Source organism: Hallella mizrahii (assembly GCF_009695775.1).
GTDB lineage: Bacteria > Bacteroidota > Bacteroidia > Bacteroidales > Bacteroidaceae > Prevotella > Prevotella mizrahii.
The window spans coordinates 1-18,598 of record NZ_VUNG01000055.1 but is presented as its reverse complement, the minus strand read 5'-3'; the positions used below and the strand labels follow the sequence as shown (position 1 = coordinate 18,598).

11 protein-coding genes are annotated in these 18,598 nt (G+C 52.3%); 8 read left to right on the top strand and 3 right to left on the bottom strand.

Annotation, left to right across the window (positions count from 1 at the left end):
- Positions 1 to 534: 534 nt before the first annotated feature.
- Genes FYJ73_RS14370 through FYJ73_RS14360 form a run of 3 tightly spaced genes read right to left on the bottom strand, consistent with a single transcriptional unit; the run spans position 535 to position 3,235 of the window.
- Positions 535 to 1,929: an alanine/glycine:cation symporter family protein gene (locus FYJ73_RS14370; RefSeq protein ID WP_154535433.1), complete on the bottom strand. Its 1,395-nt coding sequence runs from the start codon at positions 1,927 to 1,929 to the stop codon at positions 535 to 537.
- A gap of 13 nt (positions 1,930 to 1,942) precedes the next feature.
- On the bottom strand, positions 1,943 to 2,572 hold the full coding sequence (locus FYJ73_RS14365) for a DUF4230 domain-containing protein (RefSeq protein WP_154535432.1): 630 nt from the start codon (positions 2,570 to 2,572) through the stop codon (positions 1,943 to 1,945).
- A 3-nt stretch (positions 2,573 to 2,575) separates the two neighbouring features.
- Positions 2,576 to 3,235 carry a DUF4230 domain-containing protein gene (locus FYJ73_RS14360; protein WP_154535431.1) on the bottom strand — a complete coding sequence of 220 codons (660 nt, stop codon included), beginning with the start codon at positions 3,233 to 3,235 and terminating at the stop codon, positions 2,576 to 2,578.
- Between the two features lie 166 nt (positions 3,236 to 3,401).
- Here FYJ73_RS14360 and FYJ73_RS14355 point away from each other — a divergent pair, with 166 nt between their 5' ends.
- From FYJ73_RS14355 to FYJ73_RS14320, 8 genes are all read left to right on the top strand, one after another.
- The gene (locus tag FYJ73_RS14355) at positions 3,402 to 3,926 is read left to right on the top strand and encodes a DUF4738 domain-containing protein (protein ID WP_154535430.1); all 525 of its coding nucleotides are present in this window, start codon (positions 3,402 to 3,404) and stop codon (positions 3,924 to 3,926) included.
- A 1,053-nt stretch (positions 3,927 to 4,979) separates the two neighbouring features.
- Positions 4,980 to 8,108, top strand: a complete 3,129-nt coding sequence (locus tag FYJ73_RS14350) for a SusC/RagA family TonB-linked outer membrane protein (RefSeq protein WP_154535429.1) — start codon at positions 4,980 to 4,982, stop codon at positions 8,106 to 8,108.
- A 14-nt stretch (positions 8,109 to 8,122) separates the two neighbouring features.
- A complete protein-coding gene (locus tag FYJ73_RS14345; protein WP_154535428.1) occupies positions 8,123 to 10,057 on the top strand; it encodes a RagB/SusD family nutrient uptake outer membrane protein in 1,935 nt (644 codons plus the stop codon).
- 70 nt (positions 10,058 to 10,127) lie between these two features.
- On the top strand, positions 10,128 to 12,959 hold the full coding sequence (locus FYJ73_RS14340) for a SusC/RagA family TonB-linked outer membrane protein (RefSeq protein WP_154535427.1): 2,832 nt from the start codon (positions 10,128 to 10,130) through the stop codon (positions 12,957 to 12,959).
- Between the two features lie 13 nt (positions 12,960 to 12,972).
- Positions 12,973 to 14,754 (top strand): RagB/SusD family nutrient uptake outer membrane protein, encoded by a 1,782-nt coding sequence (locus tag FYJ73_RS14335; protein WP_154535426.1) that lies wholly within the window; start codon positions 12,973 to 12,975, stop codon positions 14,752 to 14,754.
- Between the two features lie 115 nt (positions 14,755 to 14,869).
- Positions 14,870 to 15,844 (top strand): BT_3987 domain-containing protein, encoded by a 975-nt coding sequence (locus FYJ73_RS14330; protein WP_235899394.1) that lies wholly within the window; start codon positions 14,870 to 14,872, stop codon positions 15,842 to 15,844.
- 18 nt (positions 15,845 to 15,862) lie between these two features.
- Positions 15,863 to 17,551: an endo-1,4-beta-xylanase gene (locus FYJ73_RS14325; RefSeq protein ID WP_154535425.1), complete on the top strand. Its 1,689-nt coding sequence runs from the start codon at positions 15,863 to 15,865 to the stop codon at positions 17,549 to 17,551.
- A gap of 169 nt (positions 17,552 to 17,720) precedes the next feature.
- Positions 17,721 to 18,554: a hypothetical protein gene (locus FYJ73_RS14320; RefSeq protein ID WP_154535424.1), complete on the top strand. Its 834-nt coding sequence runs from the start codon at positions 17,721 to 17,723 to the stop codon at positions 18,552 to 18,554.
- Positions 18,555 to 18,598: the final 44 nt, after the last annotated feature.

Genomic DNA, 18,598 nt, shown 5'->3' with positions numbered 1-18,598 from the left:
CAGCAAACAAAAGGAATTATACGACATTGTGTTGCAAAATGACGCTAAAAAATAACGCGTCTTGAGAGAACTGTATCTAACTGACCATAAAATCGGTCTTGGGTGGCGCAAAATAGGAAAACAGGTGTAGATGACAGTGTAGGGACGGCTCGCCCCTACACTGTCATCTTTTTTATATGTACTAAAGGTAAAAGGTGAAGAACATATTCCGGTTTTGATCATATGTTCTTTATGTTATTATGTCTAAAACCAACGCCCGTTTTAGTCAGCGAATGATTTAATTGATGAGAAATTCGTGGTTAATTCATGGACATTCAGGTGAGAACATATCTATGAATGACATTGGTTACAAAACATGTCTTTATGTCTTTTTGCCTACAAAGTCGAACTATTTCCCTCTGTTACTATGTCTTTAGAAAAATATGTTTTTTATGTCTTTCTGTCTAAAACCGCCCAATCTTCTTTCGTATCTGTCATTAGAATACTCTGTCTTTTATGTCTTTCTGTCTAAAGAAAACAGTCTTTCTGTCTAAGCTACTGTTTTTCTGTCGCCTTGCTTTGTGTCTCATCTGTTGGCTCCTCCATTTCGCGGTCCAGTCGTCCCCGCCACAGATACTTACGTGTCTCGTGCACGATGACGCCGCTGAGGAAGAGCAGGGAGAGCAGGTTAGGGATTGCCATGAGCGCATTCATGCAGTCAGCTACGTTCCAAACCAGTTCGAGCGAGATCACACTGCCGATAAATACACAGACAATATATAGCAGTCTATAGCCCAGCATCCATCGTCTGCCCCCCAAGTACTCCACGCAGCGCTCGCCATAATAGCTCCATCCGAGTATCGTACTAAATGCGAAGGTCAGCAGTCCAAAGGTCAGCAATGGCTTGCCGATGTAGGGAATCTTGCTGAAGGCCACCTTTGTCAGTTGTGCACCGTCGTGAAAGGTGATGTCGGGATAGGCGATGATGCTGCTGACGATGACCAGTCCGGTCAGTGCACAGATGATGACCGTGTCCCAGAACGTCGCCGTGCTCGATACTAAAGCCTGCCTTACCGGGTTGCGCGTCTGAGCGGCAGCAGCCACGATAGGTGCCGATCCCAGTCCCGACTCATTGGAGAACAGTCCGCGGGCGATGCCGTAGCGTGCTGCCATGATCACCGTGCCGCCGACAAAACCGCCGCCTGCTGCCTGCGGCGTGAAAGCCGAGCGGGCGATCAGTTCCAGTGCGGGCCAGAGACTGGCGTGGTTGACAAAGAGGATATAGATACAGCCTAAGACATAGAATACTGCCATGAACGGCACCAACATGCTGCACACCTTAGAGATGCTTTTCACGCCGCCGATGATCACTGCCGCCGTGAGCAGCGTGATGACGGTGCCGACGATCGCCGGACTGATGCCGTAGCTCTCGTGCGCGATCGTGGCGATGGCGTTGGCCTGCACGGTGTTGCCGATGCCAAACGAGGCGCAGGCAGCAAAGACAGCGAAGAGCACAGCCAGCCATTTCCATCCCAAGCCTTTCTCCAGCGCATACATCGGACCGCCCAACATGCGGCCGTCGGGGGTCTTCACGCGGTATTTGATGGCGAGCAGGCCCTCGGAATATTTTGTGGCGATGCCGAAGACACCGGTCAGCCAGCACCACAGTACCGCACCGGGACCGCCGAGCGAGATAGCTGTCGCCACGCCGACGATGTTACCCGTGCCGATGGTTGCTGCCAATGCCGTGGCCAGCGCGCCAAACTGCGACACGTCGCCCGTGGCGCCGGGGTCGCGTCGTACCGACAACTTAATGGCAGTCCACAGAAAGCGTTGTGGAATGTGCAGCCGAATGGTAAGGAAGATATGTGTGCCCAACAATAAGATGATCATTGGCCAGCCCCACAGCAGTCCGCTGAGAGTCGTGAAGAATTCGTTGACTTGACTCATGCTATCCTCAATGTTACTTGTTTTCTATCCTAATGTTTTTAAATCCCAGAGCTCGGAACATTGTCCAGAGCTGTGTCCGTGCGCTTTTCCGTGCCGATGCGAGATTGCTTTTGCTCAGACAGCGCTGCCGCATTTTGTCCTTTGCCTTCTTGGCCAGGGCGGCGCGGTCTTCCTCGCTCCATTTTCCACTCTCGTAGAAAGAGCGCGTGCGGGCCTCGTCGAGAAAGTTATCATCTACCAGTCCGATGGGTGGCAGTGTGGCGATGAGCGTGTCGCCTTTCACGCAGAGCCACTCCTCTTTATATTGTTGCATGTCGAAGCCCAGGCGCAGCGTGCCGTAGTAGACGCGTGCCAGCTCGTCGTCGCCGAAGAAGCCGTGCCGTACGGTGTCGACGAGCTCTTCGTCGGCAATCTCCATAAAGACCCATTGTCCCGTGTTGCGGATGCTTTCCATGACGACGGGAGTGATGCTGATCTCCTGGTTGTGGGAGACCTCGATGTGCTGGTCTGTCAGCGCCCGCTTGATGAGGAACACGGCAGCGACAACGAGCACGAGGGTGACTGTAGCCGAGATGAGCACCAGACGCAGGTCGGTGCTGGCGCGGCCCAGCAGGCGAGAGAGAAGAGAGCGCTTTGTTGTCATGGCTTAGTTGTTTTTACGGATAAGCGTTTCAAAGGGACTGTTGCCAAGATCATCCCGGAAGGTGATCACCACGTCGTCGTCGCTCCATCCCATCTGCCGCAGCATCGGCATGAGCTGCTGCACGGCACTCTGGCGAGCGCTCTCGGTGAGATTCATCTGTTCCAGCGACTTGACGATGGCCGTACGCCCTTGCTGCTCAATGCGTGATCGCTCTTCGTCGGAGAAGCGTGTGCGCAGCCACGACACCTTCTCCTTGACTTGCTCGTGGTCGATGGTCGTAGCAGTGAGCGTCACCTGCGGGTCAGGCAGGATGATCTCAAGCTTTTTGCCGTTGCGCCGCACCTGTGTGGCTGAGAAGTGGGAAAAGTCGATGGAGGCCTGCGCCGTGGCCGTCATAGGTATGGCAATGCGGCGTTTGCCCAGTGGCAGGTTCACCTTGAAATCCTGTCCCAACACGTGTCCGGTGAGTGCTGCGGTATCGTCGTAGACGACGATTTTGCGGAGCTTATACGCTTGTGTATATAGTTTTGCACAATGCTGTATCTGATAGACCATCATGGCCGTTGTGTCCGTGGCGGTCTCTTGTGGCTTGCTGACATTTTGATGCCGGCACCCCGTCAGTACAAGGACAAAAAGAAACAGTGCAATGACTTTTCGTATCATCAGTTCTCTGTTTGTTGATGGTTTGTTACATGTTTGTAATTGCAAAGTTAGTGTAAACGCGTGGAATATCAAAGAAAAAGCGTCTTTTTCTTTGCATTCCTATGTGCAATCTGTCGCTCTTTCATAGTTTTTTTCTACCTTTGCACCGAAAAATACACAAAAAACGATGAAAATATACGCTTCATTGGCTTTGATGCTCCTGACAGTGATGTTGTGTCTTAGCTGCAAGGAGGAGAAAAAGGTGCAGACCGTGCGCAAGGTTCAAAAGGTCGTAGCGCCGAAGGGACCTCGTGTGATGGGCGACAATACCGTGTCGCGCAAGGTAGGCTGGGTCGGCGGAATCTATACTGTCGAGGTCAAGCGCCATGCCGACAAGACTCTGTCCAAGGCTTCTGACGGCAGCCACGACTACTACGACAATGCGATCAGCGTACGCATCCTGCGGCAGAATGGCTCTGAGTTTTTCAGTCGTAAGTTTACAAAAGCTGACTTCAAAGCCAAGGTCGATGAACAGTATTATCGCACGGGTGCGCTCTTGGGTATAGTCTTTGTGCGTTCGGAGGGTGCCGATCTTGTCTTCGCCGCCAGTGTGGGCAATCCCGACAAGTCGAGTGATGAGTATGTGCCGTTGGTATTGAAGATCAGCAAACTCGGGACGGTGACGATCACGCAGGACGAAGAGCTGGAGTAAAAGGTGGAATATGGCCTTGCTGTCCCCCATGGGTATCTTCGGTTTTGATATTGCGGTGGCTCATCGTGGCCTAACCTGCGGGTGGCAATGTCGGGGTGGGGATAACGTAACCTTGGGTTGGCAACGTAGGGGTGGGGTTTATCCCCACCCTAACCCCCTTGAAGGTAATTTGAAATTCTCCTTATTGAAATTAAATATATGTCTTGCGGGGCTAGGGTGGGGATAAACCTCACCCCCACGGCAAAACCCTTAAATGTTTAATTAACTGACATTTTTCGGCCTTTTTCCTTGCGATTTTCTGCGCCAAGGTGTCCTTGTCCCAAAAGAAGGCCAAAAATGAGCAATATTTGTAATACGTTGCTGTATAGTATGTTACGGTTTTAGAGATGTCCTCCCACCTCTTTCTGCGACCTCTTTTCCTTGAAAATATTGCAAAAAACGCCCTTTTGGGGGGATCAAACAAGTTGTTTGACCTTGTCATCTCAGTTGTTTGACCTTGTCATCTCGGTTGTTTGACCTTGTCATCTCAGTTGTTTGACCTTGTCATCTCAGTTAGATGACTATGAACAGCCGCTTTTCCCGTCTTTCCATTCTCTAGATTGCACCTTCGTACGAACGCTTTATTGTCAGAAAAAATTTCTCCTTATACCACTTTCCTGCGATATGTGCAGTGGCTATTCTTACCGCAGTCGGACGGGCAGCTTCGTTTTGCGGGCAGGTGCAAAGCCTGTTATAGTGACAAAATACCATGTTTGGTAGATGACATCATTAGATGTTTATTGCCGATTGAAGGCTTCGCAATAACACGATGCAATGTGGGAAGATATCATTCAGGTAAGGTAAAGAATAAGTAACACGTTCTTTTTCTTTTGTGATTTTTTTGTTTTATGGTATAATTTGCAAAGAGTTTGTTACATGTTACAAACTCTGTGAGATTTTTATATGTTACCTTTGCGCCGTGTTAAGCCAAAATTCATTAAGGTTAACTTAAAAATAAGGTAAACCAATCCTAATGTGATCCTAATAATAAAAAGCTTAAATAATGAAGAGAACATGAACAGACTATTGTTAAGAACACAACGATTAGCCACCACGCTGACGTTGGCTTCATTCTTTGCTTTGGGTCTCCAGGCCCAGCAGAAGTATACGGTCAAGGGTAGTGTGGTAGACGAGAAAGGTGAGCCGATTATCGGCGCCACCATCATGGAAGGCGGTTCTTCCAATGGTACCGTCACCGACTTGGACGGCAACTTTGTCATCAATGTCAAAGGTGTCGGTTCCACGTTGAAGATCTCTTATGTGGGCATGTTGCCGCAAGACGTGAAGGTGGGCAGTAAGCATACGATGCGTGTCACTCTTCGCGATGACGACCAGAATCTCGGTGAGGTCGTCGTTGTCGGTTACGGCCAGCAGAAGAAGGCCTCTGTGGTCGGCTCCATCACTCAGACCACGGGTAAGGTGCTTGAGCGCGCCGGTGGCGTGAGCAGCATCGGTGCCGCACTGACCGGTAACCTGCCGGGTGTGGTGACGATGAGCTCCACGGGTATGCCGGGCGAGGAAGATCCGAAGATCGTCATCCGTGGCGTGAGCTCGTGGAACAACAGCGACCCGCTGATCCTTGTCGACGGTATTGAGCGTCCGATGAACAGCATCGACATCTCCTCCGTGCAGAGCATTTCCGTGCTCAAGGATGCTTCCGCCACCGCAGTCTACGGTGTGCGTGGTGCCAACGGCGTGATCCTTATCACCACCAAGCGTGGCCAGGAAGGCCAGGCAAAGATAGAAGTAGGCATGAACGCCACGCTGAAGTTCGTCAGTCAGCTGCCCGGCTCGCTCCACAGTGCCGACGCGCTGATGATCCGCAACCAGGCCGCTGAGCAGGAGCTCGGCTTGAAGCCTGACTCTTGGGGCAAGGTGCTGCCCATCGACATCATTGAGAAATACCGTCATCCTGCCAATCTTGAGGAGGCTGAGCGCTATCCCGATGTCGACTGGCAGAAAGAGGTGTTCAAGAACCACGCCATGGCCTATAACCCACACGTCAACGTCAGTGGAGGTACAAGCTTTGTCAAGTACTTCGCTGCCATCGACTACCTGCATGAGGGCGACCTCTTCCGCCAGTGGGACAACAACCGCGGCTACAAGGCAGGTTACGGCTATGACCGTATCAACGCCCGTACGAACCTCGACTTCGCACTTACACGCACCACTACCTTAAAGGTGAACCTCTTCGGCAGCCACGGTGAGCGCAAGGGACCTTGGGGCACCGCTACCGGTTCGTTTGGTGAGAGTCAGCTTTGGCAGGCCGCTTACAGCGCACCGCGCGACGCTTTTATTCCACGCTACAGCGACGGCACATGGGGCTACTATCCCGCCGACACGCAGGGGGCACCCAACTCTATCCTCAACCTTGCCCTTTCCGGTACAGAGAAACACACCACCACACGTATCAACACCGACTTCACGCTGACACAGAATCTCGACTTCATCACCAAGGGACTCTCGGCCAGCGCACTCGTCAGCTGGGATAACGTCTTCCAGGAGGACGGACGCGGCATCAACGATCTCTATCACAATGCACAGGAGAAATGGATTGATCCCGCAACGGGAAAGACCGTGTACTTGCAGCCACAGCAGGGAAACACCAACTTCGATTTCCAGGAAGGTATCCTTTGGACTACGGCCGGCGGTTCGGTCAACAACGGTGCCACCGTGCGCAACCTCTTCTATCAGGCACAGCTCAACTATGCCCGCAAGTTCGGCAAGCACGACGTGACCGCCATGGGCGTATTCAACCGTACGGAGAATGCCTACGGCAGCGACTTCTCGCACTATCGTGAGGACTGGGCCTTCCGTGCCACTTATAACTACGACGGCCGCTACTTCGCTGAGTACAACGGTGCTTACAACGGTTCCGAACAGTTCGGTCCCGACTATCGTTTCGACTGGTTCCACTCCGGTGCCGTGGGCTACACGATCAGCGAGGAGAAGTTCTTCAAACCGCTCAAGAAGTATGTCGACCTGCTCAAGTTCCGTTACAGCATCGGTCAGGTCGGTGACGACGGTGCCAACATCGGCCGCTGGCTCTATGCCACACAGTGGGCTTATGGCGGCAGCGCGGTCTTGGGACTGAACGGCGACAATAGTCCTTATACATGGTACAGGGAGTCGAAGATTGGTAACTCGAACATCCACTGGGAGAAATCCACCAAGCAGAACTTCGGTATCGACTATGGTTTCTTCGGCGGACTCATCACCGGTAATATCGATTTCTTTGTCGACAACCGCCACGACGTGCTGATTGCCGGTGGCAACCGCGCCATTCCTTCCTACTTCGGTGCCACAGCACCGACGGCCAACTTCGGTAAGGTGCGTACCAAAGGTTATGAGTTGGAGTTGCGTCTGAACAAGACCTTCAACGGTCACCACTTCTGGGGTAACTTCTCCATGACGCACGCTACCAACAAGATTCTGAAGTACGATGACCCGACACTGCTCCCAGGCTATCAGAAGCAGGAGGGCTATGCCATCGGTCAGGATCACGCCTATCTGACCACAGGCTTCGCCAACTCATGGGACGACGTCATCGGCGTCACCCGCTACGACACCAACGACGACCAGAAAATGCCGGGTATGTATGATGTCATTGACTACAACGGCGATGGTGTCATCGACAGCAACGATAGCGCACCCTATGGCTACACCGGTACACCGGAGAACACCTACAATGCCACCATCGGTTGGGACTGGAAAGGATTCTCGGTCTATGTGCAGTTCTATGGTGTGACGAATGTCGACCGCTATGTCGGCTTCAACTCACTGGGCAAGAACCTTGACACCGTCTTTGACGAGGGTACCTTCTGGACCAAGTACACTCAGGATGCCAGCGCGCCGATTCCACGTCTGAACTCCCAACCCTCGTACTATGAAGGCACTCGCTTCCACTACGACGGCAGCTTCATCCGTCTGAAGAACGCTGAGGTGAGCTACACCTTCACCCAGCCGTGGGTGAAGCATCTCGGACTCAGCAGTCTGATGGTCTATGTCAATGGCAACAACCTCTGGGTGTGGAGCCGAATGCCGGATGACCGTGAGAGCAACTACGCCGGTACGGGACTGGCCTCGCAAGGCGCTTATCCTACTGTCAAGCGTGTCAACATGGGTATTAAAATCAATCTGTAATACTGTCTCCAACAATGAAAAAGATAAGACTATATATAGGGGTGTTGTGTGCTTCGCTGTCTTTGACACTCGCGCAGACCAGCTGCACCGACTACCTCGATAAGGCACCCGACAGCGACATCTCGGATAAGGATGCCTTTAAAGACTTCCAGAATTTCCAAGGATTCACCGAGGAACTCTACAACTGCATCCCTGAGTTTGACAAAGGATATTGGACCAACTCATGGAACTGGGGAGAGGATGAACTGCAAAACGTCGGCATCAACTACCACATGGTCTACAAGATCGACCAAGGCGACTTTTGGGGCTGGCAGAGCAATCACGACGGCTGGCAGAGTGGATGGATGGACCGCAACGGCTTCAACACGGGCGGCGACCGCTTCTCCCACTCTCTCGTGCCGGGATGCTGGTACGGTATCCGCAAGGCTAACCTCGGTCTTGCCAACATCGACAACTTTGTGGGCACACAGGAAGAGAAAAATCTCATCATGGGACAACTCTATTTCTTCCGTGGCTGGTTCCACTTCCAGCTCATGCAGTACTTTGGTGGACTGCCTTATATCGATAAGGTGTTACCCGCCGACCAGGAGCTCCGCGAGCCGAGACTGAGCTATCAGGAGTGCGCCGAGAAGGCTGCTGAGGATCTGCGCAAGGCTGCCGACCTGTTGCCCGTCAACTGGGACAACACCACAGTGGGCAAGAACACGCTCGGCAAGAACCAGCTGCGCGTGACCAAGATTGCCGCTCTGGCCTATCTCGGCAAGGATCTGCTCTGGGCAGGCTCACCGCTGATGAACAAGGTGAGCACGGGCAATGCCTCTTACAACCAGGATTTCTGCAAGCGTGCCGCAGAGGCCTTCGGCGAGGCGCTCGCCATGGTGGAGAGCGGACAGACACAGTTTGGCCTGCTGCCGATGAAGGACTATGGCCGCAACTTCTATTCTATCGACGACAACGGCAAGGTGCCCGGACAGAGTGCCGACGGTTCCGTCACGGAGGCTATCTTCCGCGGACCGCTCTTCAACGGCGACTGGAACGTGACCAACTGGGGACTCTCGAAGCAGTTCTGTGCCGTGAACAGTGACCTTTCCGAAGGTGGTGTGTGGTCACTGCCCACTGCCAACTATGTCAATTACTATGGCATGGCCAACGGACTGCCCCTCGATGATCCGCAGAGCGGCTTCGATCCCACTCATCCTTGGAAGGGACGCGACCCACGCTTCTACAATGATATCCGCTTCGACGGCGAGAAGATCTTCAAGAGCAACGACATTGCCAAGCACGAAGTGCACACAGAAGCAGAGATCAGTGCCGATCCCGCAAAGTCCATCCGCTATGCCGACCTCGAGACAGGCGGCATGTACCGCAGTGTGGATAAAGGCAGCCGCACGGGCTATCTGCTCTATAAGTTCATTGACAACAGCTGCAACAAACTCGACGACGGCTATGGATGGAGTCACCACTTCCTCATCCATCTGCCCTGGATGCGCCTGAGCGATGTCTATCTGATGTATGCCGAGGCTGCCGCAGAGGCCATGGGCTCGGCTAATGCTAAGGTGGGACAGTGCCCGCTGACAGCTTTGGAGGCCGTCAACAAGGTACGCGCTCGTGCCGGTGTTGACCCTGTTGCTGCCAAGTACGCCTCTACGCTCGACGGCTTCATGAGCGAGTTGCGACGTGAACGTGCCGTAGAGCTGGCTTATGAGGGCCACCGCTTCAACGACCTGCGCCGCTGGCTGCTCCTCGACAAGTATCCTTACACCATCAAGACCTCACAGGAGTTCAAGCGCGTGAAATGTGATCTCGAGCATCCGGAAAACAACGAGGTGTCTGGATTCACACAGAAAGTCATCCTCACCCGCAACTTCTCGGAAAAGCACTACTGGCTGCCGCTGAAGAAGAGCGACGTGAGCATCTATCCCGAGTTTAAGCAGAACCCAGGCTGGTGATCCTCTATGAGAACTGAAAAAGTAAAAGGGTAAAAAAGTAAAAAGGTAAAACTTCAAACCTTAGCGTTCAATGAATAATCCAAAAACATATAAGACAAATGTTCTGACGCTCGCCATGCTTGCCATGTCTGCTACGGCTCTCGGACAGACCGTCGCCGACTCTACACAAGTCAATGTGGCTTTCGGCTCCAAGGCGAAATCGGAACTCATGGGCGGTGTCTCGGCCATTGACATGGTGGACCTGACTCGCAAAAACTATAATACCTATAGTCTCGACGCCCTCCAGGCCTATGCCGGTGGCTATACGGGACAGCTGTGGAACATGGGCGACGCCCTCGTGCTCGTCGATGGTGTGCCCCGCGATGCCAACAACGTGCTGCCCACCGAGATTGAGCAGATCACCTTTCTCAAGTCGGCCAGTGCCGTGGCTCTCTATGGAAGCCGTGCGGCTAAGGGTGCCGTGCTGATTACTACCAAGCGTGGACATACCGACGGACTCCGCATCAGCGTGCGTGGCAATGCCGGACTCTTCACACCGAAAGAGTATCCTACCTATCTCGGTGCCGCACAGTACATGAGTCTCTACAACGAGGCTCTGGCCAACGACGGAAAGAGTCCTGTCTACACCGACGAAGACATCTACAACTATGCTTCGGGACGCAATCCCTATCGCTATCCCAGCATCGACTTCTTCTCAAAGGACTATCTCAAGAAAGCATACACACGCTACGACGGAAATGCTGAATTTGAGGGTGGCGGCAAGTTCGCGCACTTCTATGCCAACATTGGACTGTATCATGTCGGCGATCTCATCAAGTTTGGAGAGGGTAAGCACAACCACACCAACCGGCTCAACGTGCGCGGTAACATCGACCTGAGACTCAATGACTGGATCACGGGTTGGGTAGACGCTAACGCTACCTTCTATGATCAGCGCGGAGATCGCAGCAACTACTGGAACCAGAGTGCTTCGATGCGCCCCACAAGCCAGTATCCCCTCACGCCGCTCATCCCAATCGACCAGATGAACCCCGACGTGATGGACATGCAGAAAATGATTGCCAACAGCAACTATGTCATCGATGGAAAGTATATGCTCGGCGGTACACAGAGCCAACAGACCAATCCCTTCTCTGCTATGTATGCTGCCGGATACAGCACTTATACCAGCCGTCAGCTGCAATTCGATGCCGGCATCAACTTCAATCTCGATAAAGTGCTCCATGGACTGAGCTTCAAGACGCACGCTGCCATCGACTACGCTACCTCGTACAGCAGCAGCATCCAGAACGACTTCTCGACCTATGAGCCCATCTGGACAAACATGAACGGCAAAGACGAGATCATTGGACTCAACAAGTATGGCACCGACAAACGTTCCGGTACAAAGATCGTGAGCGGATCCAAGACCATTCAGACGGTATTCTTCTCGGGACAGTTCGACTACAGCCGTCAGTTTGGCCTCCATGCTGTCGACGCTACCTTGCTGGCTCACGGCTATCAGGTGACCACCACGGGAGAGTATCACCGTACGAGCAACGCCAACCTCGGCTTGAACGTCGACTACAACTACGACCGACGCTACTACGCCAACCTGGCTATGGCTGCTATCCACTCGGCAAAACTCGCTGAGGGACATCGGGAAGCACTCTCGCCTGTGGCTACCATCGCATGGCGAGTGAGCCGTGAGAAATGGATGAAGCCGACAGAGTCGTGGCTCGACGATTTGAAGATCAACGCCTCCTATGGTGTGATCAACGAGGATCTCGACATTGAGAAATACTATATGTACGACGACATCTTCACCGCCACCGGTACTTGGTGGGGCTGGAGTGAGAGTGCCAATTCCATGCAGACGTCCGACTCTCAGCGTGGTGGTAACAAAGACCTGGGCTTTGTCAAGCGCAAAGAGCTGCGTTTCGGACTCGACGCTTCTTTCGGAAAGGGACTCGTTCGACTCAATGCCAACTACTATAACGTGAAGTTCGACGGACTGCTCATCACGCCGGAGACGCTCTACCCGAGCTATTTCCATACTTACTGGCCCGTGTCTACGTTCCTGCCCTATATCAACTACAACGCTCAGCGCCGAAGTGGCTTCGACTTCACCATCGATGTACACAAACAACTGGGCGACGTGGATCTCAGCGGGGGCATCACCGGCATGACTTTCTCATCGAAGAACACCAAGGTCAGCGAGAATGTGGAGTATGACTGGCAGAAGAGCCAGGGCGCACGCATTGACGCACTTCGCGGATACCATTGCTTAGGATTCATCAATGAAGACGACGTTGTGCGCGGCACTGACGGGGCTATTACAGGATACAAAGACGGCGTCGCTGTCATCAACAGCAACACCAAGCCCGGTGATCTCAAGTACCAGGACATGAACGGTGACGGACTGATCGACAGCCGTGACCAGGTGGTGCTCGGACACTGGACGCCGAACTTCTATCTCGGACTCCACTTCACAACGAAGTACAAGGGCTTTACCTTCTTCATGAACTGGACCGGCGACTTCGGTGGCATGGGCGTGAAGGACAACAGCTACATGTGGTGCTACGGCAGCCGCAAGTACTCTGATGTGGTACTCGGACGCTGGACACCGGAGACTGCCACAACAGCCACTTATCCCCGCCTGACTACCGAGGGCGGTGAGCTCAACTTCGTAACCTCTGATTTCTGGACCTATAAGACCGATGCCGTGCGCCTCAACAAGGTGCAACTGACCTACGATCTGCCTGAGAACCTCTTCCAAGGCAAGTGGGTCAAGGGACTGAGCGTATATCTCAGCGGCAGCAATCTGCTCACCATCTCAGGAGAGCGGAAATATATGGAGACCAGCGTGGGATCGTTCCCACAGACACGGTTCTACAATCTTGGTGCTAAGGTAAACTTCTAATTCTTCTGTCATCATGAAAACAAGAAAATATAAATATCTCTTTCTCGTGGCGGCACTCGGCCTGACGCTCACTTCCTGTGACGACCTCTTCGAGCCCGCCAAGGAAAACAACCTCGGCCTTGACTACATGGACAAAAATGCGTCCTACGCCGAGGGTGTGCTCGGCAATGCCTATACGCGTATTCCCTGTGCCGGCTTTCCTTTCAGTGAGGTGGGCACTGACGATGCTGTGAGCAACGATGCTACCAACAGCTGGCGCAAACTCGCCGGGGGCACGTGGACATCAAACAACAACCCCACGGAGCGCTGGCGCGACTGTCGGGCAGGAATCATGTATGTCAACCTCTTCCTCAGCCGTGTCGACGGTGTGCACTGGGCCGACGACGATGTGGCTCGCCGCCTCTATGCCAGCCGTGAAAAGGGGGAGGCTTTCGGTATGCGTGCCATGTTTATGTACTATTTGCTACAGGCTCATGGCGGATACGACGAGAGCGGACAACTTCTCGGTGTGCCTATCATCACCACACCGGAGGGTGCTTCCAGCAACTTCAACGTGCCGAGAAATACCTTTGAGGAGTGCATGAAGGCTTTCTATGCCGACTGCGACTCTGCGCTCGCCCTGCTGCCCGACAAGTATGTCGACATCACTTCCGACGCAAGCATCCCGGCATATTACAAGAAAATGGGAGCTGACGTGGACCGTATGAACCGTGTCTTCGGCGCAAAGTTCAACGGGCGTATGGATGCCTCCATCGTCAAGGCGTTCCGTTCCAAGGCTGCCCTGCTCGCTGCCAGCCCGGCTTTCGCCGCTGCTTCCGGCACCAACTATCAGCAGGCTGCCGACTATGCTGCTCAGGTGCTCGACGCCATCGGCGGCATCAGCGGAATGGATCCCAACGGATGGACATGGTATGCCAACGGAAGTGAGATTGACGCACTCTCCAATGGCGCTAACCCAAAAGAGATAATGTGGCGAGGAGAGAAGTCGCAGAACAATGACTGGGAGACCGACAACTATCCTCCTTCACTCTATGGCAAGGGCCGCATCAACCCGACACAGAACTTTGTCGATGCCTTCCCCGCTGCCAATGGCTATCCGATCACTGACCCGCGCAGTGGCTACGATGCTAAGAATCCCTATGAAAACCGCGACCCGCGACTGACAGCCTATGTCGTTGTCGACGGCGGACAGGTCGGCGTGAACAACACTAAGATCAGTACCGAAGTGGGATCTGGTAAGGATGGTATCAATACCGAGGTGGGAAGCTCCACACGCACCGGTTACTATCTGCGCAAGCTGCTCCGACAGGATATCAATCTCGACCCGAAAGTAAATAGCAAACAGTATCACTATACGCCACGTATCCGCTATACCGAGATCTTCCTCAACTATGCTGAGGCTGCCAACGAGGCTTTCGGACCGAAGGGTACCGGTACGCACAACTACTCGGCCTACGACGTCATCAAGGCACTGCGCCACCGTGCCGGCATCACCGACGACAGCTATCTCGACGAGTGCGCACAGTCTAAGGAGAAGATGCGTGAGCTCATACGCAACGAGCGCCGTATTGAGCTCTCCTTCGAAGGCTTCCGCTTCTGGGATCTTCGTCGTTGGAAAGCACCGATTAGCACTGCGGCTAAGGGTATGAGCATCTCTGCTGACAAGGAAGGAAATAAGATTTATACGCCTGTCAACGTGGAGGAACGCGACTATAAAGACTATATGTATTATGGTCCGATACCTTATTCCGAAATGCTGAAATTCAGTGAACTGAAACAAAACAAGGGCTGGTAAGCCTGTCTCATGCTGCTCTCTCCTTATTATATATATAGGAGAGGGCAGGGAAGAGGCGGAGACTTGATCAGCTTTCAACATCATTCAAATCATTCTGTAATTATTGAATATGATTATGAACAAGACTTTCAAAATGCTGGCGACACTCGCTTTGCCATTGACACTCGCGCTGGGATTCGCTTCCTGCGAGAATGGCGACAAGGAATTTGACGACTATGACTACCAGACAGTCTATTTCGCACAGCAGAATCCTATACGTACCATCACCCTCGGCGAGGATGATGTCTTCCCCAATGATCTCGACAATCAGCATGAGTGCCAGTTACAGGTCGTTTTCGGTGGCGTCTGGAAAAACAATAAAAACCGTCATGTGAAGATCGCTGTGGACAACAGCCTCGTCGACAACCTCTCTTTTGACGGTATCAACGGTGCTGCGTTTGCCAACACGGGTAAGCCTGTCATGGCAATGCCGCAGAACTATTATGAGTTGGAATCGACCGACGTGACCATTCCGGCAGGCGATGTGCGCGGTAAGGTCAACGTGCATCTCACCGATGCTTTCTTCGCTGACCCCAAGTCGGCTGAGGTTACCTATGTGCTGCCGGTGCGTATCGTGTCGGCTGAGGACTCTATCCTGAAGGGCCAAGACTACACGCTCTATGCCATCACCTATAAGAATCCGTATGCCGGAAGCTGGATTGTCACCAACGATGGCAGCGTCGTGACGCTCTCTACGCTGTCGATGAGCCAGGTGGCTTATCCTCATTCTGAGGTAGTAAAGGTCGACGGCAAGGAGAAAACGCTCGACGGCACGGTGGTCATGACGGTTGGCAACGACGGTGCGGTGACCTTCTCCACCACATCGCAGGACTGCACGGTGACGGGTAGCGGCAAGTGGACATCGCTCGGCGCGAAGAAAGATACTTCGAAGAAATGGGGCGACAAGGACCGTGACCTCTTTGAAGTGAAGTATACCATTACTTATAAGTACACCGACGGCGGTCAAACCAAGACGCTCGTAAAGGACTATGACGAGAAACTGGTGATGCAGACGCGCGGCAATAAGATGCAGACATTCTCTACAAAGTAATTTTTTTTAGACCTGACTATGAACAAATCTATATTATTCATCGCGGCGACAGCACTGATGCTCTCAGCCTGTGCCGACGACAATGTTCCCGGATTCAGTGTTGACGAGCCTGCCTACGATTCGGCTTATGCATATCTCGACAGCTATGCACCACTGAAGGAATATCTGGCTCAAAGCAAGAATCCTAATGTACATTTAGGAGTAGGTACCTCTGCTTCTGATTATATCAAGAAGGGTTTAGTCTATGCTTTGACCAACAGCAACTTCACGGAGACGGAACCGGGAAATGCCATGAAGATGGCTTCTTGCGTGAACGCTGATGGGGACATGGACTTCGAAACAGTGAAGAACTATGTCAACGCTGCTACTGACGCAGGCTTGTCGGTATATGGTCACACGCTGGCCTGGCACGCACAGCAACCTATGGCTTATTTAAATAAATGTATTGCTGATAAGAAGACCAGCGACGGCCCGGCCGTTGTGGGATGGACGGACGTAAAGAAGACAACCTATAAGGATGGTAAATTCCCTTACTATCCTATGGGATGCGAACCGCCTGTCATCGACGGATCTATCCATTTCGTTGGAACAGGCAATTGGTCTCAGTTCTTCTGTTCCACAGGCAATAGCTTGGAAGAAGGGGCCTATAGAGCGGTCATCCATGTGAAGTCGTCTGCACAGGTGAATGCGAACTTTGTCGTGCAGAATGGATGGGACAGTGATGCCCAAAAGATTCAAGGTAATATCACGCTTAATGAGGGCTGGAGCGATATTGTGTTTGAGATGCCCGGAGTCAAAGGCGGCAATTATGATATGATCATACAGCCTGGAACAGCCAAAGCTACCATCGATCTGCAGTCTATCACTATTCAAAAGAAAGTGTTGCTTAATGTACAGCCACAGACTCCTGAGGAGAAGAAGGACACGCTGACCAAAGCCATGGATCGCTGGATTAAGGGCATGATGGAAGCTTGTCAGGGGAAGGTCAAGGCTTGGGATGTCGTCAATGAGGCACTCTGCGGTCAGGACAAAGATGGCGACGGCTACTATGACCTGCAGTCGGCTACACGGGGAACTGTCAGCAAAGATGATGCTAAGAACAACTTCTATTGGCAGGACTATCTCGGCGACCTCGACTATGTGCGTACGGCTGTTCGCCTGGCCCGCCAATATGGTCCCAAGGACGTGAAACTCTTCATCAACGACTATAATCTGGAGAGTGACTGGGACGGCAATAAGAAGCTCAAGAGCCTGATACACTGGATTCAGCTGTGGGAAGGTGATGGCGTAACAAAGATCGACGGTATCGGTTCTCAAATGCACATCGCATGCTATATGAACAAGCAGGTAGAAGAAAGCAAGAAAAATGCGATCGTCAACATGTTTAAGCTCTTGGCTCAATCCGGCAAACTCGTCCGTATCTCAGAGTTGGATATGTGTCTTGTGGACAAGGATGGCAAAAATGTCAATACGGCTGATGTTACAGAGGAGCAGCACCATGCGATGGCTGATCTCTATAAGTTTGTTGTCAGCAAGTATTTCGAGATCATACCGGTTGCCCAGCAGTGGGGCATTTGCCAATGGTGCGTCACGGACAGCCCGGCAAACAGTGGTTGGCTTCCCAACAGTCCGACGGGTTTATGGGATTTGAACTATAACCGTAAGCATACCTACGCAGGCTTTGCAGACGGACTGCAAGGCAAGTAAAAAAGGAAACACACGAGTTGTCAATTCCAACAGCCCTTTCTGACTCTCCAATAAGGGGAGAGGGGGAGTGAAAGGCCGGATTCCGGCGGCTCCTTCCTCCCCGGAGGAGGGTAGGAAAGAATAGATGGATTAAGAATCGTTCTATTTTTAACACTTAAATACTACCAACATGAAAAAGATCTACTATTTTTGTCTGATGGCTTTTGCAATGCTCTTTGCCGCTGAAACCAATGCCACGGAAGTGGAAGACTACTCCTTTGACTGGAGCAAGCAGAGTGCTTACAACTTATGGGCTGCCGATGATGTGAAGCCTCACCTGTCGGTGACCGCTGACGGCCTGCAAGCTGAGAACACGAAAGCCATGGAGAACTACCTCTTTCAGTATCAGGGAGCCAGTAATCTTGGATTGACAAAAGGAAAAGACTACACGTTGAAGATTGTCATGAAGGGTTCGGCCGAGGGTAAGATGCACTTAGCTATTGGCGAATGGGGCAATCAGGCACAGTCCGACATCAATTTCTCTACAGAGGAGAAAGCGTATGAAGTGCCCTTCACGGCGTCGGCCGATGGCGGTTTTGTGTTGTGTCAGAGTGGTGCCTTTGTGGGTACGACAACGATTAAGTCAATTACTATCACGCATGAAGAAGGCACTTTCGACGGCAATATGTACATTGAGTATACAGGGAAAGGTGGCGAGAACGCATGGGATCAGCAGGCTTTCTATGATCTGCCTGTCGCTTTGGAGAAGGGCGCTACTTATACCATGTCAATGAAAGTAAAAGCCTCTGAGAACTATGACGACCTTGCTTTTTGGCCTATCTGGAATGCCAGCGAAAACAAAAACGAGTGGGGTGGCAGCAAGGATGTGCAGTACTTAGACAATAAAAAAGTTACCACTGACTGGACAACGGTCAGCTGGACTCCTGTTTTCCTATTTTGCGCCACCCAAGACCGATTTTATGGTCAGTTAGATACAGTTCTCTCAAGACGCGTTATTTTTTAGCGTCATTTTGCAACACAATGTCGTATAATTCCTTTTGTTTGCTG